General features: G+C 58.5%; 24 protein-coding genes. 14 read left to right on the forward strand and 10 right to left on the reverse strand.

Annotated elements, in window-relative coordinates; all coding sequences use genetic code 11:
• Window positions 1–58: 58 nt before the first annotated feature.
• Window positions 59–1,063 carry a chemotaxis protein gene (locus BJP35_RS19630; protein ID WP_014170989.1) on the reverse strand — a complete coding sequence of 335 codons (1,005 nt, stop codon included), beginning with the start codon at window positions 1,061–1,063 and terminating at the stop codon, window positions 59–61.
• A gap of 64 nt (window positions 1,064–1,127) precedes the next feature.
• A complete protein-coding gene (gene rbn / locus BJP35_RS19635; RefSeq protein ID WP_047742970.1) occupies window positions 1,128–2,045 on the reverse strand; it encodes a ribonuclease BN in 918 nt (305 codons plus the stop codon).
• Between the two features lie 70 nt (window positions 2,046–2,115).
• On the opposite strand from rbn, the gene BJP35_RS19640 reads away from it, so the two are divergent.
• The 8 genes from BJP35_RS19640 to menE all read left to right on the forward strand — a co-directional run bounded on the left by BJP35_RS19640 (window position 2,116) and on the right by menE (window position 10,036).
• On the forward strand, window positions 2,116–2,577 hold the full coding sequence (locus tag BJP35_RS19640; protein ID WP_047742968.1) for a GNAT family N-acetyltransferase: 462 nt from the start codon (window positions 2,116–2,118) through the stop codon (window positions 2,575–2,577).
• A 53-nt stretch (window positions 2,578–2,630) separates the two neighbouring features.
• Entirely contained in the window at window positions 2,631–2,936 is a 306-nt protein-coding gene (elaB, locus tag BJP35_RS19645; protein WP_020883147.1) for a stress response protein ElaB, read from the forward strand.
• Between the two features lie 95 nt (window positions 2,937–3,031).
• A complete protein-coding gene (menF, locus tag BJP35_RS19650) occupies window positions 3,032–4,327 on the forward strand; it encodes an isochorismate synthase MenF (RefSeq protein WP_047742967.1) in 1,296 nt (431 codons plus the stop codon).
• Window positions 4,328–4,415: 88 nt separating this feature from the next.
• On the forward strand, window positions 4,416–6,086 hold the full coding sequence (gene menD, locus BJP35_RS19655; RefSeq protein WP_086463498.1) for a 2-succinyl-5-enolpyruvyl-6-hydroxy-3-cyclohexene-1-carboxylic-acid synthase: 1,671 nt from the start codon (window positions 4,416–4,418) through the stop codon (window positions 6,084–6,086).
• The gene (gene menH, locus BJP35_RS19660; protein ID WP_047742964.1) at window positions 6,083–6,859 is read left to right on the forward strand and encodes a 2-succinyl-6-hydroxy-2,4-cyclohexadiene-1-carboxylate synthase; all 777 of its coding nucleotides are present in this window, start codon (window positions 6,083–6,085) and stop codon (window positions 6,857–6,859) included. Before menD ends, menH begins: the two co-directional genes overlap by 4 nt.
• Window positions 6,856–7,713, forward strand: a complete 858-nt coding sequence (gene menB / locus BJP35_RS19665) for a 1,4-dihydroxy-2-naphthoyl-CoA synthase (RefSeq protein ID WP_014170982.1) — start codon at window positions 6,856–6,858, stop codon at window positions 7,711–7,713. The genes menH and menB overlap by 4 nt, the downstream gene beginning before the upstream one ends.
• Window positions 7,713–8,678 carry an o-succinylbenzoate synthase gene (menC, locus tag BJP35_RS19670; RefSeq protein WP_063156665.1) on the forward strand — a complete coding sequence of 322 codons (966 nt, stop codon included), beginning with the start codon at window positions 7,713–7,715 and terminating at the stop codon, window positions 8,676–8,678. Before menB ends, menC begins: the two co-directional genes overlap by 1 nt.
• Window positions 8,675–10,036, forward strand: a complete 1,362-nt coding sequence (menE, locus tag BJP35_RS19675; RefSeq protein ID WP_086463499.1) for an o-succinylbenzoate--CoA ligase — start codon at window positions 8,675–8,677, stop codon at window positions 10,034–10,036. Before menC ends, menE begins: the two co-directional genes overlap by 4 nt.
• On the opposite strand, the gene BJP35_RS19680 is transcribed toward menE, so the two are convergent.
• Genes BJP35_RS19680 through BJP35_RS19690 form a run of 3 tightly spaced genes read right to left on the reverse strand, consistent with a single transcriptional unit; the run spans window position 10,037 to window position 12,986 of the window.
• Window positions 10,037–11,551, reverse strand: a complete 1,515-nt coding sequence (locus tag BJP35_RS19680) for a tripartite tricarboxylate transporter permease (RefSeq protein WP_086463500.1) — start codon at window positions 11,549–11,551, stop codon at window positions 10,037–10,039.
• 11 nt (window positions 11,552–11,562) lie between these two features.
• Window positions 11,563–11,994 carry a tripartite tricarboxylate transporter TctB family protein gene (locus BJP35_RS19685; RefSeq protein WP_020883153.1) on the reverse strand — a complete coding sequence of 144 codons (432 nt, stop codon included), beginning with the start codon at window positions 11,992–11,994 and terminating at the stop codon, window positions 11,563–11,565.
• An 11-nt stretch (window positions 11,995–12,005) separates the two neighbouring features.
• Entirely contained in the window at window positions 12,006–12,986 is a 981-nt protein-coding gene (locus BJP35_RS19690; protein WP_014170977.1) for a tripartite tricarboxylate transporter substrate binding protein, read from the reverse strand.
• A 150-nt stretch (window positions 12,987–13,136) separates the two neighbouring features.
• Between BJP35_RS19690 and tctD the strand changes: the two genes are divergently transcribed.
• The 4 genes from tctD (at window position 13,137) to BJP35_RS19710 (ending at window position 17,170) form a co-directional block, all read left to right on the forward strand.
• A complete protein-coding gene (gene tctD / locus BJP35_RS19695) occupies window positions 13,137–13,811 on the forward strand; it encodes a transcriptional regulator TctD (protein ID WP_047742960.1) in 675 nt (224 codons plus the stop codon).
• Window positions 13,798–15,207, forward strand: a complete 1,410-nt coding sequence (locus BJP35_RS19700) for a sensor histidine kinase (RefSeq protein WP_086463501.1) — start codon at window positions 13,798–13,800, stop codon at window positions 15,205–15,207. Before tctD ends, BJP35_RS19700 begins: the two co-directional genes overlap by 14 nt.
• 129 nt (window positions 15,208–15,336) lie before the next feature.
• Window positions 15,337–15,876, forward strand: coding sequence for a YfaZ family outer membrane protein (locus BJP35_RS19705; protein WP_020883156.1), 540 nt, complete (start codon window positions 15,337–15,339; stop codon window positions 15,874–15,876).
• Window positions 15,877–15,970: 94 nt separating this feature from the next.
• The gene (locus BJP35_RS19710; RefSeq protein ID WP_086463502.1) at window positions 15,971–17,170 is read left to right on the forward strand and encodes a nicotinamide mononucleotide deamidase-related protein YfaY; all 1,200 of its coding nucleotides are present in this window, start codon (window positions 15,971–15,973) and stop codon (window positions 17,168–17,170) included.
• A gap of 33 nt (window positions 17,171–17,203) precedes the next feature.
• On the opposite strand, the gene glpC is transcribed toward BJP35_RS19710, so the two are convergent.
• Genes glpC through glpA form a run of 3 tightly spaced genes read right to left on the reverse strand, consistent with a single transcriptional unit; the run spans window position 17,204 to window position 21,226 of the window.
• Window positions 17,204–18,394, reverse strand: a complete 1,191-nt coding sequence (gene glpC / locus BJP35_RS19715; protein WP_020883157.1) for an anaerobic glycerol-3-phosphate dehydrogenase subunit GlpC — start codon at window positions 18,392–18,394, stop codon at window positions 17,204–17,206.
• Complete coding sequence (gene glpB, locus BJP35_RS19720; RefSeq protein ID WP_047742954.1) at window positions 18,391–19,608, reverse strand: glycerol-3-phosphate dehydrogenase subunit GlpB; 1,218 nt, start codon at window positions 19,606–19,608, stop codon at window positions 18,391–18,393. The genes glpC and glpB overlap by 4 nt, the downstream gene beginning before the upstream one ends.
• Window positions 19,598–21,226 (reverse strand): anaerobic glycerol-3-phosphate dehydrogenase subunit A, encoded by a 1,629-nt coding sequence (gene glpA / locus BJP35_RS19725; protein WP_032678599.1) that lies wholly within the window; start codon window positions 21,224–21,226, stop codon window positions 19,598–19,600. The genes glpB and glpA overlap by 11 nt, the downstream gene beginning before the upstream one ends.
• Window positions 21,227–21,481: 255 nt before the next feature.
• Here glpA and glpT point away from each other — a divergent pair, with 255 nt between their 5' ends.
• Both glpT and glpQ read left to right on the forward strand, forming a co-directional pair.
• Entirely contained in the window at window positions 21,482–22,834 is a 1,353-nt protein-coding gene (glpT, locus tag BJP35_RS19730) for a glycerol-3-phosphate transporter (RefSeq protein ID WP_020883160.1), read from the forward strand.
• A gap of 11 nt (window positions 22,835–22,845) precedes the next feature.
• Window positions 22,846–23,898, forward strand: coding sequence for a glycerophosphodiester phosphodiesterase (glpQ, locus tag BJP35_RS19735; RefSeq protein WP_047742951.1), 1,053 nt, complete (start codon window positions 22,846–22,848; stop codon window positions 23,896–23,898).
• Window positions 23,899–23,946: 48 nt separating this feature from the next.
• Here glpQ and yfaE read toward each other — a convergent pair whose 3' ends face one another.
• On the reverse strand, window positions 23,947–24,201 hold the full coding sequence (yfaE, locus tag BJP35_RS19740) for a class I ribonucleotide reductase maintenance protein YfaE (RefSeq protein WP_014170967.1): 255 nt from the start codon (window positions 24,199–24,201) through the stop codon (window positions 23,947–23,949).
• Window positions 24,201–25,331, reverse strand: a complete 1,131-nt coding sequence (nrdB, locus tag BJP35_RS19745; RefSeq protein WP_014170966.1) for a class Ia ribonucleoside-diphosphate reductase subunit beta — start codon at window positions 25,329–25,331, stop codon at window positions 24,201–24,203. Before nrdB ends, yfaE begins: the two co-directional genes overlap by 1 nt.
• Between the last annotated feature and the right edge of the window lie 29 nt (window positions 25,332–25,360).

The raw sequence follows: 25,360 nt of genomic DNA on the forward strand, positions 1-25,360 counted from the left end.
CGGGTTTTTTGTTGGCTTGCGCCCTTGCTCTGTCGGGAAGGCGTGAGCCTGCTGAAAGTTAAGCCAGCTGTTTACGGCTAATCAGCGGACCGTCAATCTTCTTCATTGACCGATCCAGAACTTCTTCAATGACTGACGAGAGTTCATTGAGTTCAAACTTTGCCACGTAACCGTCGGCTTTCACCTTACGAATATGATCTTCGTTAGCATTGCCGGAGAGGGAAGAGTGGATCACCACCGGAATATCTTTCAACAGCGGGTCGGTTTTGATTTTACGCGTCAGGGTAAAGCCGTCCATCTCCGGCATTTCCAGGTCGGTCAGCACCAGTGCGATCTTATCGGTAATCGGCACACCTTCAGCCTGAGCCTGTGCCGCCAGCACGCTAATTTTCTCCCACGCGTCTTTGCCGGTGATATGCAGCTGCGCCGGGATCTCCATCGCCTGCAGACCTTTTTCCAGCATCGAGCGTGCCACTTTAGAGTCTTCGGCGACAATCGCGACGGCACCGGGCTTGATGTGGAATTTCGTGGTCTTCAGATCCGTGGCATGCAGGTCGTGGTTGGCCGGGGTGATGTCATACAGGATCTGCTCAACGTCGAGCACCATCGCCAGCTCATTGGTATCGGTCTTCTCATCCAGACAAGCGATACTGGTGATGTACCGCCCGCTGACGGCAGTTTCCGCCGCGTGCACCTGCTTCCAGTCAAGACGCATGATGTTCTCAACGGATTCCACCGCAAAAGCCTGCACGCTGCGGGCATATTCCGTGATCAGCAGGATGTTCAGCCCGGTGGTTGGCTTACAGCCCGCCACGGCAGCCAGGTCGATTACCGGGATAACCTGATCGCGAATATTCACCATGCCCATCAGCGGTGATTTCATCCCGGCGGGTTTCGTGAACTCTGGCATCGGCACAATTTCACGCAGCTTAAAGACGTTAATGCCAAACAGCTCGGATTTATTTGCGTTCAGAGAGGTGCCAAGACGGAACAGCAACAGTTCAAAACGGTTCGACAGGGTGAGATTCGCCCTGTCATCAATATCTTTCTGGAAATTATCCATTCTACCCTCGAGAGAAATGCTGACCTTTTAATCGTTATCGGCACTCTGAGAGAAAAATGAAGGACTAAACGCTGACCTTAGCGAAATCTTCGGCCAGCTCACATTCCTGGAACCGTTCACGGCACTCTGCCAGCAGGCGTTCACAGCCCCGGGCATCGTAGCGCGAGCTGACATGGGTGACGATCAGTTTCCCGGCGCCCGCGTCACGCGCAAGCTGCGCCGCCTGGTGCGTAGAGCTATGGCCCCGGCTGTTGGCTTTCTCTTCCATCGCCGCCTCGAGGGTGGCTTCATGCACCATGAGATCCACACCCTGCGCCAGCAGCAACGCCGCCGGGCACGGGGCCGTGTCGCCAAAAATCGCCAGTTTTTTCCCGGGCTGCGGGGCGGCGAGGTAATCCTGCCCGTTGATGACGCGCCCGTCTTCCAGCGTCACGGTTTCGCCCTGCTTCAGGCGCTGGAACAGCGGCCCGGGTTTTATTCCGTCGGCCAGTAACGCCGACGCATTGAGCGCGCCGGGTTTATCCCGCTCCTCAATGCGATAACCATAGCACTCCACCGGATGGCTCAGGGGTTGGGCTGTCACCCGATAAACCCCGTCATCCAGGACCAGACCGGCGGTTATCTCCACCACCTCCAGGGGGTAATCTGTCCATGAGCCGCTCAGACGCAGCGTGGTGTCGACAAATTCCCGAATACCCGCAGGCCCGTAAATCGTCAGCGGGTTGGCATTGCCCGCCATTGAGCGGCTGCACAACAGACCAGGCAGGCCAAACAGATGGTCGCCATGCAGATGGGTAATGAAAATTCTATCCAGTTTGCCGGGATGATACGGGGTATGTAGCAGCTGATGCTGCGTCCCTTCACCGCAGTCAAAAAGCCATAATCCACCCCGCGTCGGGTGCTGCAAATCCAGCAGAATCGCGGTCACATTTCGTGATCGGGTTGGCACTCCAGCGGACGTACCGAGAAAAATCAGTTCCATAACGTAATCAGCCCTTTGCCGAACGGGGAGGGGTTTAGTATAACGTGATGAACCCAGGAAGGAGACTGACATGATCCAGTGGCAAGATTTACACCATAGTGAGCTCAAGGTAACGTCACTTTACGCGCTGCTCAAACTGCGCTGCGAAGTGTTTGTTGTTGAACAAACCTGCCCGTATCAGGATATCGATGGCGATGATCTTATTGGCGAGAATCGCCATATTCTTGGCTGGCGGGACAACGCGCTGGTGGCGTATGCGAGGATTCTGAAAAGCGAAGACGATTTGGAGCCTGTCGTGATTGGTCGCGTGATTATCAGCGGCAACGCGCGTGGTGAAAAACTGGGCTATCAGCTGATGGAAAAAACGCTGGAAGCGTGCCAAAAACAGTGGCCGGACAAGGCGTTATATCTGGGCGCGCAGGCGCACCTGCAACCGTTTTACGGGCATTTTGGGTTTACCCCCGTGACGGACGTGTACGATGAGGACGGTATTCCACACATCGGCATGGCGCGGGAAGCGAAACAGGCGTAATGGCGAGTCGTTGGCTATAGTTAGCGGACTGGTGTACTAACATGGAGAAAAATATGTCATTTCAATCCTGGGATACCCGTATCGATGACGACCTGGCCTTGCTGAGCGAAACGCTGGAAGAGGTGTTACGTTCGTCGGGCGACCCTGCCGATCAGAAATATATTGAGCTGAAAGCCCGTGCCGAAAAAGCGCTGGATGATGTTAAAAATCGCGTCAGCCATGCTTCGGACAATTACTACTACCGCGCGAAAAAGGCGGTATACCGTGCCGATGATTACGTCCATGAAAAACCATGGCAAGGCATCGGGGTAGGGGCAGCTGTCGGACTGGTGCTGGGGCTGCTTTTAGCCCGCCGTTAACGTTCCATATACGGTTAACCACTCCCTATACGTGGGTACTGCTATTTATGGTCAGTACCCCGTATAATATGCGGTTTTAACAGGGAGAGGTTCGCGTGAATTCGATTTCCACCGCGCTGGAGCATCTGCGTAGCCAGCTTACGCAAGCGTTACCCACTGCACCCGGTTTACATCACTTCGACGTCTCTTTCCCGTTAAACGACGCCTTCGATCCCCTGGCCTGGCTGGGCGTTCAGCATTGCTATCCTCAGTTTTACTGGCAACTGCGTAACGGTGATGAAGAACTTGCTGCGCTTGGTGCCGTCGCGCATTTCTCCTCTCTGGCATTTGCCTCACAGTTTTTGCAGGCGCATGATGCGGCCCGTGACACGCGTATCTGCGGCCTGAATGCGTTTAATCCCGAGCAGGGCAGTCTGTTTTTACCGCGTCTGCTGTGGCGACGTACCGCCGGACAGGCCACGTTACGCCTGCAGCTGTGGAGCGACAGTTCACTTCACGATGATGCCCGCGCCGCGCTGGATTTTCTCCAGCAGCTCGGTGAGGCAAGACCCATTCGTCCGCTGTCCGTTGAGGTTGTGCAGGAAAAGCATCATCCGGAACAACCCGAATGGCTGCGCCTTATCCGCAAGGCAACCCAGACCATCGCTCGCGGTGATTTTGAAAAGGTGGTGCTCGCCCGGGCAACTGACCTGCAGTTTAAGCACTCTGTTAACCCTGTCGCACTGATGGCTGCCAGCCGCGCCCTGAACCTGAACTGCTACCATTTCTGCATGGTATTCGATGCCAGCAACGCGTTTCTCGGCTCGACCCCCGAGCGCCTGTGGCGCAGACGCGGCAAGCTGCTGCGCACGGAAGCGCTGGCAGGCACCGTCGCCAGCCATACCGATGATAAACAGGCCGAACGGCTGGGCGACTGGCTGATGAACGACGACAAAAATCAGCGTGAAAATATGCTGGTAGTGGAAGATATTTGCCAGCGGCTCCAGCACCATACCCAGACGCTGGAGGTGCTGCCCGCCCAGGTTGTACGGCTGCGTAAAGTACAGCATCTGCGTCGCTGTATCTGGACCGAGCTCAAACACGCTGACGATGCACAATGCTTGCATGTTCTGCAGCCCACGGCGGCCGTCGCCGGTCTGCCGCGTCAGGCGGCGCGCGACTTTATCCACCACAACGAGCCGTTCGACCGCGAGTGGTACGCCGGTTCTGCCGGGTATTTATCCCCTGAACAAAGCGAGTTCTGCGTGGCGTTGCGTTCTGCCCGTGTTTACGAAGACGCCCTGCGGCTGTACGCCGGGGCGGGAATTGTCAGCGGCTCTGACCCGGAGCAGGAGTGGCAGGAGATAGAAAACAAAGCGGCCGGACTGCGCTCTCTGCTCCTAAGGGATTAAGACTGATTCGCGCAATCCCGATTCATATCAAAATTCCAATTTTTTCTATTATTTATACTGTGTCGCATTCTTGATACCGGACAATCTCATGTCAGTAAGTTCTTTTAACCGACGCTGGGCGGCGGTGATCCTTGAAGCCCTGACTCGCCATGGCGTCAGGCACGTGTGTATTGCACCGGGTTCTCGTTCAACCCCGCTGACGCTGGCGGCCGCTGAAAACCGGGCATTTATTCACCACACTCATTTTGATGAACGCGGGCTTGGCCATCTGGCGCTGGGGCTGGCGAAAGTCAGCAACGAGCCTGTGGCGGTGGTTGTGACCTCCGGTACCGCGGGGGCAAACCTCTATCCGGCGCTGATCGAAGCCGGATTAACCGGGGAGAAACTGATCCTGCTGACCGCGGATCGTCCCCCCGAGCTTATCGACTGTGGCGCCAACCAGGCCATTCGTCAGCCGGGCATCTTTGCCTCGCATCCTTCACAGGCAATCGCGTTACCGCGTCCTACTCAGGATATTCCGGCAAGCTGGCTGGTCTCGACAATCGATCATGCCATCGGGACACTGCGCGGCGGGGCGCTGCATATTAACTGTCCGTTTGCCGAACCGCTGTATGGCGAAATGGATGACACCGGTCTTGAATGGCAGCGCACCCTGGGTGAGTGGTGGCAAAGTGAAAAGCCGTGGCTGCGTGCACAACCGCATCCTGAAAGCGCCAGACAACGTGACTGGTTCTTCTGGCGGCAGAAACGTGGCGTGGTGGTTGCCGGGCGCATGAGCGCCGCGCAAGGCAAGCTGGTTGCGGAATGGGCGCAAACCCTTGGCTGGCCGCTGATTGGCGACGTACTTTCCCAGACCGGTCAGCCGCTGCCGTGTGCCGATCTCTGGCTGGGGAATGCGAAGGCGGTCACCGAGCTTGCGCAGGCGCAGATTATTGTCCAGCTCGGCTCAAGCCTGACCGGTAAACGGTTACTGCAGTGGCAGGCTACCTGTGATCCAGAAGAGTACTGGCTGGTGGACTCGCTGGACGGGCGGCTCGACCCGGCACACCATCGTGGTCGTCGTCTGGTCAGTGAGATTGACGCCTGGCTTGCGCTCCATCCGGCTGAAAAACGCAAGCCCTGGGCCGTTGCGATCCCGGCGCTTTCGGAACAGGCCTGGGCGTTAACCCAGGCGAGCTGCGAAACGTTCAGTGAGGCCGGGCTGGCACACCGTATTCGTCAGTATCTGCCCGAGCAGGGGCAGCTGTTTGTCGGCAACAGTCTGGTGGTTCGCCTGATAGATGCCTTTTCAAAGCTGCCAGCCGGTTACCCGGTCTACAGTAACCGGGGGGCCAGCGGCATTGACGGGTTGATCTCCACGGCGGCGGGCGTACAGCGTGCCAGCGCGAAGTCTACGCTGGCGATCGTTGGCGATCTCTCCGCGCTGTACGACCTCAATGCCCTGGCGCTGCTGCGTCAGGTTTCGGCACCGTTTGTGCTGATTGTGGTTAACAACAACGGTGGACAGATTTTCTCCCTGCTGCCCACCCCGCAGAGCGAACGTGAGCGTTTCTATCTGATGCCGCAGAACGTGCAGTTTGAACACGCCGCGGCAATGTTCAGCCTGAAATACCATCGCCCGGAAAGCTGGGAAGCGCTTGATGCGGCCCTGAGCAGCGCCTGGCGACAGCCCGGTGCGACGCTGATCGAACTGGTGGTGAACGATGCTGACGGCGCGCAGAAACTGCAAAGCCTGCTGGCCCAGGTAAGCCACCTGTGATCCTCGCGGGTGTGCAGCAGGCTGGAAAGCCAGGTTATCCCTGGCTGGTCTTTTTGCACGGTTTTTCCGGGGATTGCCGCGAGTGGCAGACGGTCGGGGCGGCGCTGGGCGATTACCCGCGGCTGTATCTCGACCTGCCGGGGCACGGTGGTTCCGGCAATACTGGCGTGACCGGGTTCGAGGAGATGAGCGATTTGCTGACCCGAACCCTGCTTAGTTACAACATACTGAATTTCTGGCTGGTGGGGTACTCCCTCGGCGGCCGCATTGCGATGTTCCATGCCTGCCAGCAGCCAGAGGGGCTGAAGGGCATTATTGTGGAAGGCAGCCATCCCGGGCTACAGGATGCCGGTGAGCGGAGTGCGCGGCTGGCATCCGATCGCCGCTGGGCGCGGCGCTTTCGTACCGAGGCGCTCGACGTGGTTTTCACCGACTGGTACCGACAACCCGTATTTGCTTCCCTGACGGACGTTCAGCGGCAGGCGCTTATTCGCCTGCGTAGCCAGAACAATGGCGCGACTCTGGCGATGATGCTCGAGGCCACCTCGCTGGCCGTGCAGCCTGATTTGCGTCCGGGACTGAGCGCCTGCAACGTCGCTTTTGATTATTTATATGGTGAACGTGATGAGAAGTTCAAAGCCCTTGCGGCTGAACTGCACGCCGTACGCCATGCGATCCCCCATGCCGGACACAACGCCCACCGGGAAAACCCCGCTGCGGTTGCTGCGAGTCTGGCTCAGATACTGCGTCTTCGAATAAAGGACTCTCTATGATCTATCCTGATGAACACATGCTCTATGCGCCGGTTGAATGGCAAGACTGCTCCGAAGGTTACTCCGACATTCGTTACCACAAATCCGCAGACGGCATTGCCAAAATCACCATCAACCGCCCGCAGGTGCGTAACGCGTTCCGTCCGCTGACCGTCAAAGAGATGATTCAGGCGCTGGCAGACGCGCGCTATGACGACAACATCGGTGTTATCGTCCTGACCGGCGAAGGTGAAAAAGCGTTCTGTGCCGGTGGCGATCAGAAAGTGCGCGGCGATTACGGCGGATACCAGGATGACTCTGGCGTTCACCACCTGAACGTGCTCGATTTCCAGCGCCAGATCCGCACCTGTCCAAAACCGGTGGTGGCGATGGTGGCAGGCTACTCCATCGGCGGCGGCCATGTGCTTCACATGATGTGTGACCTGACCATTGCCGCAGAGAACGCCATCTTTGGCCAGACGGGCCCGAAAGTGGGGTCGTTCGATGGTGGCTGGGGGGCTTCCTACATGGCTCGCATTGTCGGTCAGAAAAAAGCCCGCGAAATCTGGTTCCTGTGCCGTCAGTACACTGCTCAGGAAGCGCTGGATATGGGCCTGGTGAACACCGTGGTGCCAATTGCCGATCTCGAGAAAGAGACCGTGCGCTGGTGTCGTGAAATGCTGCAAAACAGCCCAATGGCGCTGCGCTGCCTGAAAGCGGCCCTGAATGCCGACTGTGACGGTCAGGCAGGTCTGCAGGAGCTGGCAGGTAACGCCACCATGCTGTTCTACATGACCGAAGAAGGGCAGGAAGGTCGCAACGCCTTTAACGAAAAACGCCAGCCTGACTTCAGCAAATATAAACGGAATCCGTAATGCGTCGCGCGCAGGTTTACCGCTGGCAGATACCGATGGACGCGGGCGTGGTGCTGCGTGAACGGCGGTTAAAAACCCGTGATGGCATGCTGGTGCATCTGCAGCAGGGCGAGCAGGAAGGCTGGGGCGAGATTTCGCCGCTGCCGGGCTTTAGCCTTGAATCGCTGGAGGACGCGCAGGCGGTATTGCTGGCGTGGGCCAGTGAGTGGCGTGAGGGCGCGAACCCGGCGTTGCCGGAGGTGCCTTCCGCGGCTTTTGGTATTAGCTGCGCGCTGGCGGAGCTGGACGGTAGCTTGCCTGCAGAGGCTAATTACCGCGCGGCACCGCTCTGTACGGGCGATCCGGATGAACTGTTTGCGCTGCTCGCCGCCATGCCGGGCGAGAAAGTGGCGAAAATCAAAGTCGGTCTCTATGAAGCGGTACGCGATGGGATGGTCGCTAACCTCTTACTGGAAGCATTGCCCGACCTGCATCTGCGTCTGGATGCTAACCGCGCCTGGACGCCGCTGAAGGCGCAGCAGTTCGCGAAGTACGTAAACCCGGCGTACCGCAGTCGTATCGCGTTTCTGGAAGAGCCGTGTAAAACCCGCGACGATTCCCGGGCGTTTGCCCGTGAAACCGGCATTGCCATCGCGTGGGATGAAAGCCTGCGTGAAGACGGCTTTGCGTTTGTCGCCGAACCGGGTGTCCGCGCGGTGGTCATTAAACCGACGTTGACCGGCAGCCTTGCTAAGGTACGTGAGCAGGTCGCGGCGGCCCATGCCGCCGGGCTGACGGCGGTCATCAGCTCTTCGATTGAGTCCAGCCTGGGGCTAACCCAACTGGCGCGCGTTGCCGCCTGGTTAACGCCAGACACTGTCCCCGGTCTCGATACGCTGAACCTGATGCAAAATCAGCTTATCCGTCCGTGGCCAGACAGCACGCTGCCGCTCCTTGACGTTGAGGGGCTGGAGCCGTTGCTATGAGTTTTACCGACTGGCCGTGGCGACACTGGTGCGCGCAGTATGCTGATAAACCGGCCCTGAGGCTGAACGATGAGACGCTCAGCTGGCAACAGCTGTGTGCGCGCATCGACAGACTGGCCGCGGGCTTTCAGTTGCAGGGTGTGCAGGAGGGCGACGGCGTACTGCTGCTGGCGCATAATCACCCGCAAACCCTGGTGGCGTGGCTGGCATTGCTTCAGTGCGGGGCACGTATTCTTCCCGTTAACCCGCAGCTGCCGCACCCGCTGCTGGACGTGTTGCTCCCGCAGATGACGCTGCGCTTTGCCCTGGTGCTGGACGGCGTCTACGACGGGCTGGTCGCGCTCAGTATGCGCGAGGCGCCGGGCGGGTGTCGCGTGGCGTGGCAACCGTCGCGGCTGGCTTCCATGACGCTGACATCCGGTTCAACCGGTTTACCCAAGGCGGCGGTCCATACCTGTGCCGCCCATCTTGCCAGTGCGCGCGGCGTGCTTTCGCTGATGCCCTACGACGATGAAGACGACTGGCTGCTCTCCCTGCCGCTGTTTCATGTCTCCGGGCAGGGGATTTTGTGGCGCTGGCTGCAGGCTGGCGCGCGCTTAACCGTCCGCGAGAAGCAGCCGCTGGCGCAGGCCCTGCAGGGCTGTACGCATGCCTCACTGGTACCGACGCAGCTCTGGCGTCTGCTTAATGCACACCAGCCTGTCGCGCTAAAAGCCGTACTGCTTGGCGGGGCCGCGATCCCTGTTGACCTGACTCAGCAGGCGGGCCAGCGGGGGATCCGCACTTTCTGTGGCTACGGTCTGACGGAGTTTGCCTCAACGGTTTGTGCCAAAGAGGCGGACGGTGAACCGGACGTCGGCGCTGCGTTGCCGGGCAGAGAGGTGCGGGTGGTTGACGGTGAAGTGTGGATCAAAGCGCAAAGTATGGCCGCAGGTTACTGGCGGGACGGTGCATTGATTCCGCTGACCAATGCTCAGGGCTGGTTTGCCACCCGCGATCGCGGGGAATGGCATAACGGGCGCCTGACGATCCTTGGCCGAATGGACAACCTCTTTTTCAGCGGGGGCGAAGGGATCCAGCCGGAAAGCCTTGAGCGGGTTATTGCCCGCCATCCGCAGATAAACCAGGCGTTTATCGTCCCACTCGATGACGCCGAGTTCGGTCAGCGTCCGGTGGCGGTGGTGGAGTGTGAACCGGGAACCGATATCACCGGCTTCCCGGCGTGGGTACAGGGTAAACTGGCGCGCTTTGAGCAGCCGGTGCACTGGCTGATGCTGCCGGCAGAGCTCAAAAATGGCGGGATTAAGATCTCCCGCCAGGCATTAAAACAGTGGGTCACCCGTCTGTTGAAAGGATAATCAACCGATATCCGGTGCCGGTTTGCGCTGGCGGCGACGCAGCAGACGCAATACCGGCGGAACCACAATCACCAGAATGGCCATCGCTAACAGCACCTTCGTCACGCTGCTGTCCCACAGAATAGACATATTGCCGTTGCTGATGGACAAGGCACGGCGCAGGTTCTGCTCCAGCATCTCTCCCAGCACAAAGCCTAAAATCAGCGGCGACATCGGGAAGTGCATCTTACGCAGGATGTAGCCCAGTACGCCAAGCAGTACCATCAGCACCAGATCGAAAGTGGTGCTGTGTACCGCATACACCCCCACCGCAGAGACGGCCGCGATAGCCGGCACCAGGAACCACAGGGGAATTGTCAGCATCCGGGTGAACAGACCAATCAGCGGAATGTTCATGACCAGCAGCATCACGTTGGCGATCAGCAGCGCTGCAATCAGCCCCCAGACAATATCCGGCTGCTCGGTAAACATGGCCGGTCCAGGCGTAATGTTATAGAGCGTCAGCGCGCCCATCATCACCGCCGTGGTGCCCGAGCCCGGCACGCCAAGGGTCAGCATCGGGATAAACGAACCGCAGGCCGAGGCGTTATTCGCAGCCTCTGGGGCCGCTACCCCGCGAATGTCGCCTTTGCCGAAGCTGTCACTGTTGCCGCTGAGCTTTTTCTCGGTCATGTAAGTGATGGCGCTGGCGATGGTAGCCCCGGCCCCCGGCAGAATGCCGACGAAGAAGCCAATCACCGACGAACGCAGCGTCGCGCCGATACACTGTACGCCCTCTTTGGCACTGAAAAGCATGCGGCCCGTTTTACGCACCAGCGTCTGTCCGCTGCTGGTATGTTCCAGCATCAATAAAATTTCAGAGACCGAGAACAGGCCAATCACGACCACGATAAACTGCACGCCGTCGGAAAGGTGCACGCTGTCAAAGGTAAAGCGATAAACCCCGGTGTTGGCATCCACGCCGACGGTGGCTAACCCTAAGCCAATCAGCGCGGACAAAAACGATTTCAGCGGATTCTGCGCCATCATGCTGCCGAGACAGGCGATGGCAAAGACCATCAGCGCAAAATACTCTGCCGGACCAAACGCCAGCGACCACTGGGCCAGCGCTGGGGCAAACAGAATGATACCGCCGATGGCAATCAGCGAACCACAAAACGAACTGACCGCGGAGATGGACAGCGCCACGCCACCGCGACCCTGCCGTGCCATCGGGTAGCCATCCAGCGCGGTCATAATGGCCGCCGCATCGCCGGGCACGTTCAGCAGAATGGAGGAAATACGCCCGCCATATTCACAGCCGATATACACCGTCGCCAGCAGGATCAGCGCCGATTCCGCAGGCAGATGCAGGGCAAACGCCAGCGGGAGTAAAATGGCAACGCCGTTAATCGGCCCAAGGCCGGGCAGCAGACCCACAATGGTCCCGACAAAGCAGCCGATCAGGGCTATCACCAGGTTTTCCGGGGTCATCGCCACGGCGAACCCCTGCGAGAGATAAATCCAGGTATCCATAGCGTGCTCCGTTAATTAAACCATGCGCCGAGCGGTAAGGTCACATCCAGCAGGCGGTCAAAGGCAAACCACAGCAAGATCCCCATTACCGCGCCGGAAATCCCCGCCGCCGGGAGGGTGGCGTTAAACAGCATGCCGATCACCATCGTCAGGATGGCGGTTGCCACCGGAAAGCCGAGCCACTCAAAACCCCAGGCGTACATCAGCAGAACGATGACCATCACCAGCAGACGCTGCAGAATACGGCGCGGTGGCCACTCTACGGTATCCGGATGACGGAGCAGCAGGGCCACCGAGCAGAGCAGCATCAGTCCAACAATGCCCATCGGGAAGGGGCGCGGCCCCACCGGTTCATAGCTGTATTCGCTGTGGATCTGCCAGGCGACGAACATCCCACCGACGCAGAGCAGCAGCCAAATCCCGGCAAAAATACGATCGCTCATACCGCCTCCGGTTATTTGGCAAGGCCAAAGGCTTTCGCCTGTTCGCGATAGTCATTGACCTGTTTTTTGACGTACTCATCCAGCGGCTTGCCGCTCAGGTTGAACTCAAACAGCCCGCGCAGATCGCGCTGCTTTTTAAACGCTTCGGTCTGCTGGAGTTTATTGAAGGTTTCGACCCACCACTGATATTCGGCATCGGTCACTTTTGGCCCGACGAAGAAACCGCGGATAATCGGCCAGACCAGGTCATAACCCTGTTCTTTTGCGGTAGGGACGTTCGCCAGCTGGCCCGGCAGGCGGTTCTCAGAGAAGACCGCCAGCACGCGGATTTTATCGCCGTTCAGATAGGGCACCATTTCACTGAGATCGCCGGATACCGCCTGAACGTGATTTCCCATCAGCGCCGTCACCGGTTCGCCGCCCCCTTCAAACGCCACGTAGCGCATCTTGTGAGGATCAACCTTCGCCTGCTGTGCCAGCAGGGCGGCTTTCATCCAGTCCTGGCTGCCGATGGAGGCACCGGCGCCAATCACCACGCTGTTCGGATCTTTTTCCATGGCGGTCAGCAGGTCTTTCAGGGATTTCCACGGTGAATCCGCGCGCACGGCAATCATGCCGTAGTCGGTACCGACGGTTGCCAGCCAGCGCACGTCATCCACGCCGTAGCGGCCAAACTTCCCCTGAGACAAGTTCAATAGCGAGCCACCGGAGAAAGCCACCACCGTGCCGGCTTCCGCAGGGCGTTGCGCGACAATCGCATTGTACGCAACGGCACCCACACCGCCGGGCATATAGGTCACGCGCATGGGTTTTGCGATAGCGCCGGTCTCCAGCATGCTGACCTGAATGAGTTTGCAGGTGAGATCGAAACCGCCGCCGGGTTTCGCCGGCGCGATGCACTCGGTGCGGGACGGGGCATCCTGCGCCTGAACGACAGAGGCACTTATCATCAATACGCTTGCAGCAAGAGTCGAAAGTAGTTGTTTTTTCATCGTTTATCCTCACGCCGGAGTTCCGGGAGTACGGGTACGGGTCTTTTTTCTGATTATGTGAACCACCTTGTAGCGGTTCCGTTGCGTGATTGTTAAAACAATAACCTTTCATTTCCCTTTCAATGCGACACCAACTTTACAGGATGTGATATGCGTCTCTTACTCGCGGAAGATAATCGTGAGCTGGCTCACTGGCTGGAGAAAGCGCTGGTGCAGGAGGGCTTTGCCGTGGACTGCGTTTCTGACGGGCGCGCTGCCGACCATCTGCTGCAGGGAGAAAGCTATGCGGTTGCCATTCTGGACATCGGAATGCCCGGCTTTGACGGTCTGGAGGTTGTGCATCGTCTGCGTAAACGCGGTCAGACGCTGCCCGTCCTGTTTCTCACCGCGCGCAGCAACGTGGCGGACCGGGTGAAAGGGCTCAACGCCGGGGCGGATGATTATCTGCCGAAACCGTTTGAGCTGGAGGAGCTTGACGCGCGGCTGCGCGCCCTGTTGCGCAGGAGCGAAGGGCGAACGCTGGAGCGTCAGCGCCTTGGGGAGCTGGAATATGACGACGAAGGCTTTTTCCTGCTGCGCGACGAGCCTCTGTCGCTCACGCCACGTGAACTGTCGCTGCTGAAGGTGTTGATGCATCGCCGGACCCGCCCCGTTTCCCGGCAGCAGCTGTTCGATCAGGTGTTTAGCCTGAATGACGACGTCAGCCCGGAGAGTATCGATCTCTATATTCATCGTCTGCGCAAAAAGCTCAGCGGTAGCGGCGTGAGGGTCACCACCCTTCGCGGACTGGGTTATGTGCTGGAGTGCGGCGATGAGGTGGGTTAAGCCGCAGTCGCTTTACCTGCAACTGCTGCTGTTTCTTGGGCTTCCGTTGTTGTTGCTGTGGGGGTTGTCGGCATTTAACAGCTATGTCAGCGCATTGCAGGCGGCCACGCAGGCTTACGACCGCACGCTGTTATCCTCTGCCCGAACAATATCGGAACGGCTGGAGGTTCACGACGGCAGGCTGGGCGTGAATGTACCCTGGGTGGTGCTCGACAGCTTTGAACTCAATATGAACGACCGGCTCTATTATAAAGTGGTCGATCCCGACGGGCGGGTGATCTCCGGTTATGACGATCTGCCCCGGATGCCCCCGGCAACATCCCGCACCACGCTCTATCCGGCGCTGGCCTGGTTTTATCACACCGAATACCGCGGGCAGGCGATCCGTGTCGCGCGTCTGCTGCAGCCCGTCAATGAAGGGAATATCGCCGGCATGGCGGAGATTTATGTTGCGGAGACGCTCCAGTCCCGCCGCTATCTCGCCAGTCAGTTGCTCTTTTCATCATGGGTCTCTCAGGGATTGCTGGTGCTGCTGACCCTGGTGTTGACCGCGTGGTTGTTGCGTCGCGTACTGCGCCCAATGCGCCAGCTCTCTTCGTTGATGGTGCGTCGTGATCCAGGCCTGCTCGCGCCGCTGCCGGAGTTGTTGCCCTGGTCTGAGACCCGGCTGCTGATTGTGGCGTTCAACCGCTATATCGACAGGCTGCGCGGCGTGCTGTCGCGTCAGGAACGTTTCAACGCGGATGCCTCGCATCAGCTCAAAACCCCGCTGGCGGTGCTGAAAACCCAGGTCTCCGTTGCCCTGATGCGTCAGGATCCCGCCCTGTGGCAGGAGAGCCTGCGGGCAATGAATGCGACCCTGGATGACACCATTGTACTGACCGAACGGCTGCTGCAGCTTTCCGCTGTGAAGCGTAAGGAGCAGGGGGAGGGCCAGTTTGCGCGGGTGGATTTGGTTCAGGTGGTGCAAAACTGCTGCTTCTCCCGGCTGGCGCAGGCGCGCAGTAAAGCGATTGACCTGGGCTATGACGGTCTTCAGCAGCCGGTCATGATCGAAGGCGATGACGTGCTGCTGGGGGAGTTGTGCGCCAACCTGCTGGAGAATGCGATCAAATATACCCCTGCAGAAGGGACAGTGACCGTGTTCCTGCGAACAGATCAGGGCGCCGTTGAGCTGAGCGTGGAGGACAGTGGTCCGGGCATCGAAGAGGACCAGATCCAGCAGGCGATGCTGCCTTTCCACCGGCTGGATAACGTCGGAGATGCCGCCGGGTCAGGGATCGGGCTTGCGCTGGCCGCTGATATTGCCCGTCTGCACCGAAGTCCTTTGCAGCTGACGCGCAGCGAAACGCTGGGTGGCCTTAGCGTTAAAATGCGTTTTCTGCTGCTCACGTAAAAAAACACCGGGTATCAAATCGTTACAAACTACTCGCCTGCCGCACGCAGAGTGCTTGATCCCCGGGCGACTCAGGTTAAAATCTCGCGGTTTTGGGACTTCTCTATAAAATTGTGCGGGATCACGACAATGAAAAAAGTGGCATTAGTGGGCTTAGGCCTGATGGTTGTTTCTTCGGCGGCGAACGCCATCAGCTTCAACGGCTCGGCGGGTCAGGATTATACTCACCTCGGCTTTGGCCTTGGGACCGAGACCTCCGGTCTGGCGATGACCGGCGGCTGGACACATAACGATGACGATGGCGATGCGGCAAGCCTCGGCCTGGGTCTGAACATTCCGCTTGGCCCGTTCCTGGCCACCGTGGGCGGTAAGGGAATTTACACTAACCCGAACGACGGCGATGAAGGTTACGCGGCGGCGGTAGGCGGCGGCCTGCAGTGGAAAATTGGCGATAGCTTCGGCCTGTTCGGCGAGTATTACTACTCTCCGGATTCGCTCTCCAGCGGTATCGACAGCTATGAAGAAGCCAACGCGGGCGCGCGCTGGACCATCATGCGTCCGATTACGATTGAAGCAGGCTATCGCTATCTGAACCTGGCGGGTAAAGACGGTAACCGCGACAACGCACTGGCTGACGGCCCGTACGTGGGGGTCAGCGCAGGGTTCTAATCACGCCGGCGCGGCATTCTGTCGCGCCAGTTTCTCTCTTCTCCCGACATCCATTTGCGCTATAGTGTTTTGACCATATAAGCGGGAGAACACAATGATTAACGTGGAGATGTTATCCACCGGCGACGAAGTGCTGCATGGACAAATTATTGATACCAATGCTGCCTGGCTTGCCGATCTTTTCTTTGAGCAAGGATTACCGTTAACGCGTCGCAATACGGTGGGCGACAATCTTGAGTCACTGGTGAATGTGCTGCGCGAGCGTAGCGAACACGCCGACGTGTTGATTGTGAACGGCGGGCTCGGTCCCACCAGCGACGATCTCAGCGCCCTGGCCGCCGCGACCGCAAAAGGTGAAGGGCTGGTGTTGCATGAAGAGTGGCTGGCGCAGATGGAGCGTTTCTTCTCCGAACGTGGCCGTGTTATGGCACCCAGCAACCGCAAGCAGGCGGAAATTCCCGCCAGCGCCGAACTGGTCGATAACCCCGTGGGTACCGCGTGTGGGTTTGCCATTACGCTGAACCGCTGCCTGATGTTCTTCACGCCGGGCGTACCGTCAGAATTTAAAGTGATGGTCCAGCAGCAGATCCTGCCGCGCCTTCACGAACGTTTTACCCTGCCTGAGCCTCCGCTCTGCCTGCGTCTGACCACGTTTGGCCGTTCCGAAAGCGATCTGGCCCAGAGTCTTGATCATCTCTCCCTGCCACCCGGTGTCTCAATGGGCTACCGCTCCTCCATGCCCATCATTGAACTCAAGCTGACAGGACCGGCCTCAGAGAAGGCGGCGATGCTGGCGCTCTGGCCGGAGGTGCAGCGCGTGGCAGGTGAAAGCCTGATCTTTGAAGGCACCGAGGGGCTGCCGGCGCAGATTGCGTCGCATCTGCAGTCTCGCCAGCTGAGCGTGACCTTAAGCGAACAGTTCACCGGCGGCCTGCTGGCGCTACAGCTGTCGCGCGCCAGTGCGCCGCTGTTGGCCAGTGAAGTGGTGCCGTTCCAGCAGGAAACACTGGCGCAGACCGCGCGCTGGGCTTCGGAAAGAAGAGTGAAACATTTTGCTGGCCTGGCGCTGTTTGTGGGGGGGCTGGATGAGGAACATCTCAACTTTGCGCTGGCGACGCCGGAAGGCACGTATGCTTTGCGGGTTAAAATGAGCATTACCCGCCACAGTCTGGCGGTACGTCAGGAGGTCTGCGCCATGATGGCGCTGAACATGCTGCGCCGCTGGCTGATGGGTAAAGAGGTGGCCAGCGAGCACGGCTGGATTAATGTTGTCGAATCGCTGTTTGTTGAGTGATGTCTTTGCCGGGGCGTTTTGCCCCGGCACGGTTTAGCCCAGCGCCTTCGCCAGCAGAGTGATCGGATGCTCGCAGCGCTTGCTGGTAGACATCTCTATCTGCCACTTGCAGGTTTCGCAGTCGGTGACCACGATATCTGCGCCGCTCTCTTCAATCTGGCGAAACAGCGGGGCGCCGATCGCCTGTGACGTTTCGTAGTTTTCTCGCTTAAAACCGTAAGTGCCCGCAATGCCGCAGCAGCGCGAGTCCAGCACCGTCAGCTCCAGCCCCGGAATGAGCCGCAACAGCTCAAGCGTATAGAGCGACCAGCCCATTTTCTCCATATGACACGGTGTGTGATACACCACTTTCAGCGGTAGTTCCCGCAGCGGCAGCGTCTGCCCGCTGTCCAGTTTGCGCCACAGGAAACGCGTCGCCAGCTCAATGTGCTCGCGCAGACCGGTGTTATCCACGTCCAGCAGGTGCGGATACTCATCACGCAGGGTGAAGGTACAGGTGGACGAGGTGGCCAGTACCGGAATTCCTTTATCAACGATGGCCTCGCGCAGGGACGTGACGTTGCTTTTGGCTTGTTTGCGCGCCTTATCGGTAAAACCGTTGGCAATCAACGGCACACCGCAGCACTTCTCTTTATTCAGGAGCTGCACGCCGGTCCCCATCGCGTTGAGTACCTTCAGCAGATCTTTTCCCAGTTGCGGGTGGTTGTAGTTGACATAGCAGCCGTGGAAGAACGCGACCTGATCGGTGTACTGCGCCTGTTCCGCTGCCACGGATGTATACCAGCGCCGGAAGGTACCGTGAGAGTATTTTGGCAGGCTGCGGTGGTGGTCTATCTTCAGCGTCGCATCCAGCAGTTTTCGCACCGGCTTGAGAGATGTTGCAGCATTCACCAGCGGGGCAAAAGGCGTGGAGACACTGCCCATCAGGTCGGTATGACTCAGGATCGCATCGCGCAGGGACGGCTTTTGCGTGCTGTAACGCGCGCGGGCTCGCTGGATGATATCGCCGATCTTCACGTCCGACGGACAGGCCACTTCGCAACGTTTACAGTTGATGCAGTATTTCAGCGCCTCATCGTACAGCGCACCGTCTTTCAGACGCAGGCGCTCGCCGTCAGGCCCGGCCTGTTTCGGGCCCGGGTAGCGCGGATTCACACCGCTGACCGGGCAGACGGTGGTACAAACTGTGCATTTGATGCAGCTTTCAAACCGGGTATCGTTCATTGCTCAGCCTCCATGCGCTGGCCAATTTGCTCTGCCACATACAGCGCCGTGATGGCGCAGACCCCGCCGCCGCAACCCTGAGCGATGGGATCATATCCCCCCAGAAGAGAGCCAATGGCATAGAGATTACTGACCGGCTGACCAGAAAGTTGCGGGTGTAGCTGCTTATCGACAATTACGCCGAACTGCTGCCAGGGTTGCGGGGTGAAGAAATCACTCTGATACCAGTCTGCGCGGGAGGGCGTTTGCCGGACATCCAGCCCCATAATGGCCTCCTGGATGCCGTCCCGACGGCTCAGCAGCCCGTTGCTGAAGAAACTGCCGCTTGCCAGCACCGTATAACGCGCGCGAAGCGGAATATCAGCGTGATTACGCGTCCAGACTTCGCTCACCGAGCCATCCGTCAGGGTGATTTTTTTCACCTCGTCACCCGCCATCCACACGCCACCCTGAGCGATAAACCGACGCTGAAGCTGGGTATGCAGGCGAATGCCGGGGACAGAAGGGGGAAGCGTCGGCAGCAGGCCAAGCGAGCAGGGCAGGCGATCCGAGAGCCAGCGCCAGAGCCGGTTGTCGCTTAAGCCAAAGCAGGCGGGCATAAACAGCGTGTCGCAACCTTCGGCCAGTGGCCGAAGCGCGGCATACAGCAGCGGCCATTTATCGTCGTTGTCGAGAAAACGGGCAATATTCACCGCGCGAAACTCGCTCGGGTTGTCGCGCAGGACGTCAAGCTCAGGAAGCTCTATCTCAGCCGTGTGTGCATTCACGCCCTGGCGACAGAGTGATGCCGCAGCGAGGTGGGGCTGAAAATCAAGAAAACCGCTAATACCCACGACCAGGACCCGCCCTGCGTTAAAGGGGGCAACAGGCACCTCTTCCGGGCTGAGCCAGGCAGAGCGCAGGGTGCCGAGCGGGGTAACCCGATGATGATTTTTCCGGGCGTTACCCTGCAGCCGTGCACCGCACTCGGCCAGAAGGGTTTCGGCTTCATGGGCGAAGCGGTCGACGGTGTCTCTGCCCGTCAGGTTATAGGGATGCTCTGGCGGCAGGGCATCGCGATACGCCTCATCCAGCAGATCCAGCGAACCCGACGAGAAGTGCAGTGCGCTCTGGCCCCGGGTGATGATGGCGCAGCGCAGCCCCTGCTTCGTTAGCCTGATACCACAAAGCAGACCCGCCAGCCCACCACCGACAATCACGGTATCAAATTTCATCCTGTTGCTCCTTCTCAAGACCGCACAGCCCCTGGTAGACCCAGCGGGTAAACTCGCTTTCACGCAGGGCATCACCCCAGGCGACAGGCTGAATGCCTTTCCAGCGTTCGTTCAGGAAATCACTGAGTTGTGCCAGCGACTGGGTGGCAGTGGTGGTATGAAAACGTTGTAACAACCCGGCGGCACGGCAGGCGCACAGCTCACCCTGGCAGGTGCCCATGCCCACGCGGGTGCGCCGACGTAAATCAAGCAGGCTGTTGACGGTCAGATTCTCCACGGCGTATTGCACTTCCCCCGCCGTGACGGCTTCACATTCACACACCAGGCTACGGCTCAGCCGTCCTTCCCCCAGCCAGACCGGCGTGCGGTCTCCGTGGCGATAAATGGCTGAACCGCGCAGGGGGGCGGAAAGGGAGATGATTTTTTGCAGCGTTTTCTCGGTGGACTGACGCGAGCCGGGCAGAGGTTGCTCTGCGGTCACACACCGTTCGCTATTACCCAGCTTGCGGCAGACGGCATCGGTTGCCCATTCGGCCATCAGGCGGTAGGTCATCAGCTTGCCGCCGGTGATGGTGATAAACCCGTCCAGGCCATCGCGCGCGGCGTGGTCGAGCAGCACGATGCCACGGCTGACGTTGCGCCCGCTCGGGTCGTTATCGCTCGCCACCAGAGGGCGCACGCCGGCATAGGCGCGAAGAATTCGGGTCTGCGCCATCACAGGGGCCAGCTTTTCCCCTTCGCGCAGCAGGATATCCACCTCGTCGGCGGTCACGCGGTTGTAATCAATCTCGCTATAGTCCACGTGGGTTGAGGTGGTGCCGATAAGCGAAATGGTATCGCCCGGCACCAGGATGTCGGCATCAGAAGGTTTGCGGCAGCGGTTGATCACGTGGTTGTTAATGCGGTGGTCGAGGATCAGCAGCGAGCCTTTTGCCGGGAACATGCGCACAGACAGCTCGGCGTACTCCGCGATGCGTTGCCCCCAGATCCCCGCCGCGTTGACCACCACGGCGGCGTACAGTTCGCCATGCTCCTTATACTGCGTATCAAAAACACGTACGCCGCAGACGCGGTTCCCTTCCCGGATAAGCCCGGTCACTTCCTGCCCGGTCAGAACCTGTGCGCCGTGTTCACGGGCGTCCAGCATGTTCGCGGCGGTCAGGCGGAAAGGGTCAACCGTACCGTCCGGGACCTTCACCGCGCCGATAAGGGCCGGGTTGACAGACGGTTCCAGGCGACGCGCGAGTTCGGGGTCGATGACGTCAGCCTCAATCCCTGCAGCGCGGCAGGCGGTCACAAAGGTTGGCTGAAATGAGAGATCGTCTTCGGGAAGCGTAATGAACAGACCGTTGGTCGGTTCAATGCAGTGGCGGGCAATGCGTCTGAGGATCTGGTTTTCAGCAATGCATTCCCGCGCGGATTCGGGGTCGGTCACCGCGTAACGGGCACCACTGTGTAGCAGACCATGATTGCGCCCGGTTGCGCCCGTCGCAATGTCATGGCGCTCCAGAAGCGTGACGCTCAGCCCACGCAGGGCGCAGTCGCGTGCGATGCCGGCGCCGGTCGCGCCACCGCCAATGATAATCACATCGCTGTAGCGAGGATCGTGAATTGTCATTGTTATCCCTCTGTGTTCGTTTTTTACCATTTAGCCACATCAAAACTGTGGTTTGTTTGATTTCGAACATAAACGAACGAAATTCGAAAGTGAAACGTGATTCCATGCGCTTTTCTGCGCACATTGTCATATTTCTGTAACAATTTGTGCGTTGATTCACAGTAACAATCACCGTGATTTCTTAACATCGCCGCCTCTCTGGAGTGTGGGGCAGTTAAACCCCTGTAAATTCAATACCTGGCCACGGAGGCTGTCATGCTCAGTATCTTCAAACCTGCGCCGCATCGGGCGCGTCTGCCAGAGGCAGAAATTGATCCGCTATACCGTCGTCTGCGTTGGCAAATCTTCCTGGGGATCTTCTTCGGGTACGCGGCGTACTACCTGGTACGTAAAAACTTTGCGCTCGCCATGCCGTATCTGGTGGAGCAGGGCTTTTCTCGTGGCGATCTGGGGTTCGCGTTGTCGGGGATCTCTATCGCCTACGGTTTTTCCAAATTCATCATGGGTTCAGTGTCCGATCGCTCGAATCCACGCGTGTTCCTGCCTGCGGGTCTGATCCTGGCGGCAGCGGTGATGCTGTTCATGGGCTTTGTGCCATGGGCAACCTCCAGCATCGCCGTGATGTTCGTGCTGCTGTTCCTCTGTGGCTGGTTCCAGGGAATGGGGTGGCCGCCGTGCGGGCGCACCATGGTGCACTGGTGGTCGCAGAAAGAGCGTGGCGGCATCGTGTCGGTGTGGAACTGCGCGCATAACGTCGGTGGCGGTATTCCACCTCTGCTGTTCCTGCTGGGGATGGCGTGGTTTAACGACTGGAAAGCCGCGCTTTATATGCCTGCCTTTGGTGCCATTCTGGTGGCGGTTATCGCTTTCGCCCTGATGCGTGACACGCCTCAGTCCTGTGGCCTGCCGCCGATTGAAGAGTACAAAAACGACTATCCGGATGATTACAGCGAGCAGCATGAAGAAGAGCTGACGGCCAAACAGATCTTCATGAAGTACGTCCTGCCCAACAAACTGCTGTGGTATATCGCGGTGGCCAACGTCTTCGTGTACCTGCTGCGTTACGGCATCCTCGACTGGTCACCTACCTATCTGAAAGAGGTGAAGCATTTCGCGCTGGATAAATCCTCCTGGGCTTACTTCCTCTATGAGTACGCCGGGATCCCGGGGACGCTGATTTGCGGCTGGATGTCGGACAAAGTGTTCCGGGGTAACCGTGGTGCGACGGGCGTCTTCTTTATGACGCTGGTGACCATTGCCACCGTGGTTTACTGGCTCAACCCGCCGGGTAACCCGTCAGTCGATATGGCCTGTATGATCGTTATCGGCTTCCTGATTTACGGCCCGGTGATGCTGATTGGTCTGCATGCCCTGGAGCTGGCGCCGAAGAAAGCGGCAGGTACGGCGGCCGGCTTTACCGGTCTGTTCGGTTACCTTGGCGGTTCGGTCGCGGCGAGCGCCATTGTGGGCTACACCGTTGACTTCTTCGGCTGGGACGGCGGCTTTATGGTGATGATTGGCGGTAGCGTGCTGGCGGTGCTGCTGTTGATTGTGGTGATGATTGGTGAAAAACGTCATCACGCCGAAATGCAGGCGCGTCGTCAATAAGGAGAAGGCTGATGAAATTAACTTACGTAGCAACGGGCCTGCTGCTGGCGGGCCTGATGACAGGCTCAGCGCTGGCTAACGAGAAAATGGTTATCGCCCATCGCGGCGCAAGCGGCTATCTGCCAGAGCACACGCTCCCGGCAAAAGCGATGGCCTATGCGCAGGGGGCAGATTATCTCGAGCAGGATCTGGTGATGACCCGTGACGATCAGCTGGTCGTCCTTCATGACCACTATCTTGACCGCGTGACGGACGTGGCTGAGCGTTTCCCGGCCCGCGCCCGCAAAGATGGTCGCTACTACGCCATTGACTTTACGCTGGATGAGATTCGTTCGCTGAAGTTTACCGAGGGTTTCGAGGTTGAAAACGGCAAGAAGGTGCAGGTCTATCCGGGACGTTTCCCGATGGGTAAATCTGATTTTCGCATTCATACCTTCGAAGAAGAGATTGAGTTTGTGCAGGGACTGAACCACTCAACCGGGAAAAACATCGGCATCTACCCGGAGATAAAAGCGCCGTGGTTCCACCATCAGGAAGGGAAGGACATTGCCGCGAAGACGCTGGACGTGCTGAAAAAGTACGGCTACACCAGCAAGCGCGACAAAGTCTATCTGCAATGTTTTGACGCCGCTGAGCTGAAGCGCATCAAAACCGAGCTGGCGCCAAAGAGAGGGATGGATCTCAATCTGTTACAGCTGATTGCCTACACCGACTGGAATGAAACTCAGGAGAAACAGCCCGACGGCACGTGGATGAATTACAACTACGACTGGATGTTTAAGCCGGGCGCAATGAAACAGATCGCGCAGTACGCCGACGGTATCGGACCAGATTACCATATGCTGGTGGCGGAAGGCTCAACGCCAGGCCACGTCAAGCTGACGGCAATGGTGAAAGAGGCGCACGCCAGTCATATGCAGGTTCATCCGTATACGGTGCGTGCGGACCAGCTACCGGCTTATGCGACGGACGTAAACCAGCTGTACGACGTGCTGTATAACCAGGCCGGGGTGGACGGGCTGTTCACCGATTTCCCCGATAAAGCCGTGCAGTTTTTGAAGTAAAAGAAAAAGGGCCGTAAGGCCCTTTTTTATTTCGCCCGGAGGGGCGGTTTACATCTCAATCTCTATATCGCCTTTTGCCCGGCAGCAGCAGGGCAAAATTTCACCTTCGTTGATGAAGGCCAGCGGTTCGGTCAGCCAGTCCACTTGTCCGGCGACTAAACGGCAGCGACATGATCCGCAATAGCCTGAGCGGCATTGATACTCCACTTCAACCTGATGCGCCTCAAGCGCAATCAACAGGGAAGGGTGTTCTTCCCGGCACAGCACTTCGGTACCGGAAAGGCTAAGCGTTACGCGGCTCATCAGAGCTGGAAGTCGCTCAGGTCGTCGGTGTTAACTTCAGAGTCAATCTGCCCGACCAGATAAGAACTGACTTCCACTTCCTGTGGCGCAACCTGCACGTTATCGGATACCAGCCAGGTGTTGATCCACGGAATTGGGTTAGAGCGGGTTTTGAACGGCAGCTCAAGCCCGACCGCCTGCATACGGATGTTGGTGATGTACTCAACATACTGGCACAGGATGTCTTTGTTCAGGCCAATCATGGAGCCGTCGCGGAACAGGTAGTCTGCCCACTCTTTCTCCTGCTGAGCGGCCAGCACGAACAGGTCATAGCACTCCTGTTTGCACTCTTCGGCAATCTCAGCCATCTCCGGATCGTCTGTACCGCTGCGCAGCAGGTTCAGCATATGCTGGGTGCCGGTCAGGTGCAGGGCCTCGTCACGGGCGATCAGACGGATGATTTTGGCATTACCTTCCATCAGCTTGCGTTCTGCAAACGCGAAGGAGCAGGCGAAGCTCACGTAGAAGCGGATGGCTTCCAGTGCGTTAACGCTCATCAGGCACAGGTAAAGCTGTTTCTTCAGCGCACGCAGGCTCACGGTGACGGTTTTGCCGTTCACGGTGTGGGTGCCTTCGCCCAGCAGATGCCAGTAGCTGGTCATCTCGATCAGTTCGTCGTAGTAGTGCGCAATACCTTCAGCACGTTTCTGGATCTGCTCGTTAGTGACGATATCGTCAAACACCACCGCCGGATCGTTAACGATGTTGCGGATAATGTGGGTGTAAGAGCGGGAGTGGATGGTCTCAGAAAACGCCCAGGTTTCCACCCAGGTTTCCAGCTCCGGAATGGAGATCAGCGGCAGCAGCGCCACGTTCGGGCTACGGCCCTGAATGGAGTCCAGCAGCGTCTGGTACTTCAGGTTGCTGATGAAGATATGCTTTTCGTGCTCCGGCAACGCCTGGAAATCGATACGATCGCGAGAGACGTCAACTTCTTCCGGGCGCCAGAAGAAGGAGAGTTGCTTTTCAATCAGCTTTTCGAAGATGTCATATTTTTGCTGATCGTAGCGTGCCACGTTGACCGGTTGCCCGAAGAACATCGGCTCTTTGAGCTGGTCGTTTTTCGTCTGTGAAAAGGTGGTGTATGCCATGAATTGGAGTCCTGTCTTACGAAATAAAG

Origin of the sequence: Enterobacter sp. J49 (assembly GCF_002148625.1) — a bacterium.
Lineage (GTDB): Bacteria > Pseudomonadota > Gammaproteobacteria > Enterobacterales > Enterobacteriaceae > Enterobacter > Enterobacter ludwigii.

Excerpts from the sequence above, each read along its gene's own strand:
- BJP35_RS19630 (WP_014170989.1), bottom strand. The coding sequence starts at position 1,063 with ATGGATAATTTCCAGAAAGATATTGATGACAGGGCGAATCTCACCCTG.
- rbn (WP_047742970.1), bottom strand. The coding sequence starts at position 2,045 with ATGGAACTGATTTTTCTCGGTACGTCCGCTGGAGTGCCAACCCGATCA.
- BJP35_RS19640 (WP_047742968.1), top strand. The coding sequence starts at position 2,116 with ATGATCCAGTGGCAAGATTTACACCATAGTGAGCTCAAGGTAACGTCA.
- elaB (WP_020883147.1), top strand. The coding sequence starts at position 2,631 with ATGTCATTTCAATCCTGGGATACCCGTATCGATGACGACCTGGCCTTG.
- menD (WP_086463498.1), top strand. The coding sequence starts at position 4,416 with ATGTCAGTAAGTTCTTTTAACCGACGCTGGGCGGCGGTGATCCTTGAA.
- menB (WP_014170982.1), top strand. The coding sequence starts at position 6,856 with ATGATCTATCCTGATGAACACATGCTCTATGCGCCGGTTGAATGGCAA.
- menC (WP_063156665.1), top strand. The coding sequence starts at position 7,713 with ATGCGTCGCGCGCAGGTTTACCGCTGGCAGATACCGATGGACGCGGGC.
- menE (WP_086463499.1), top strand. The coding sequence starts at position 8,675 with ATGAGTTTTACCGACTGGCCGTGGCGACACTGGTGCGCGCAGTATGCT.
- BJP35_RS19680 (WP_086463500.1), bottom strand. The coding sequence starts at position 11,551 with ATGGATACCTGGATTTATCTCTCGCAGGGGTTCGCCGTGGCGATGACC.
- BJP35_RS19685 (WP_020883153.1), bottom strand. The coding sequence starts at position 11,994 with ATGAGCGATCGTATTTTTGCCGGGATTTGGCTGCTGCTCTGCGTCGGT.
- BJP35_RS19690 (WP_014170977.1), bottom strand. The coding sequence starts at position 12,986 with ATGAAAAAACAACTACTTTCGACTCTTGCTGCAAGCGTATTGATGATA.
- tctD (WP_047742960.1), top strand. The coding sequence starts at position 13,137 with ATGCGTCTCTTACTCGCGGAAGATAATCGTGAGCTGGCTCACTGGCTG.
- BJP35_RS19700 (WP_086463501.1), top strand. The coding sequence starts at position 13,798 with ATGAGGTGGGTTAAGCCGCAGTCGCTTTACCTGCAACTGCTGCTGTTT.
- BJP35_RS19705 (WP_020883156.1), top strand. The coding sequence starts at position 15,337 with ATGAAAAAAGTGGCATTAGTGGGCTTAGGCCTGATGGTTGTTTCTTCG.
- BJP35_RS19710 (WP_086463502.1), top strand. The coding sequence starts at position 15,971 with ATGATTAACGTGGAGATGTTATCCACCGGCGACGAAGTGCTGCATGGA.
- glpC (WP_020883157.1), bottom strand. The coding sequence starts at position 18,394 with ATGAACGATACCCGGTTTGAAAGCTGCATCAAATGCACAGTTTGTACC.
- glpB (WP_047742954.1), bottom strand. The coding sequence starts at position 19,608 with ATGAAATTTGATACCGTGATTGTCGGTGGTGGGCTGGCGGGTCTGCTT.
- glpA (WP_032678599.1), bottom strand. The coding sequence starts at position 21,226 with ATGACAATTCACGATCCTCGCTACAGCGATGTGATTATCATTGGCGGT.
- glpT (WP_020883160.1), top strand. The coding sequence starts at position 21,482 with ATGCTCAGTATCTTCAAACCTGCGCCGCATCGGGCGCGTCTGCCAGAG.
- glpQ (WP_047742951.1), top strand. The coding sequence starts at position 22,846 with ATGAAATTAACTTACGTAGCAACGGGCCTGCTGCTGGCGGGCCTGATG.
- yfaE (WP_014170967.1), bottom strand. The coding sequence starts at position 24,201 with ATGAGCCGCGTAACGCTTAGCCTTTCCGGTACCGAAGTGCTGTGCCGG.
- nrdB (WP_014170966.1), bottom strand. The coding sequence starts at position 25,331 with ATGGCATACACCACCTTTTCACAGACGAAAAACGACCAGCTCAAAGAG.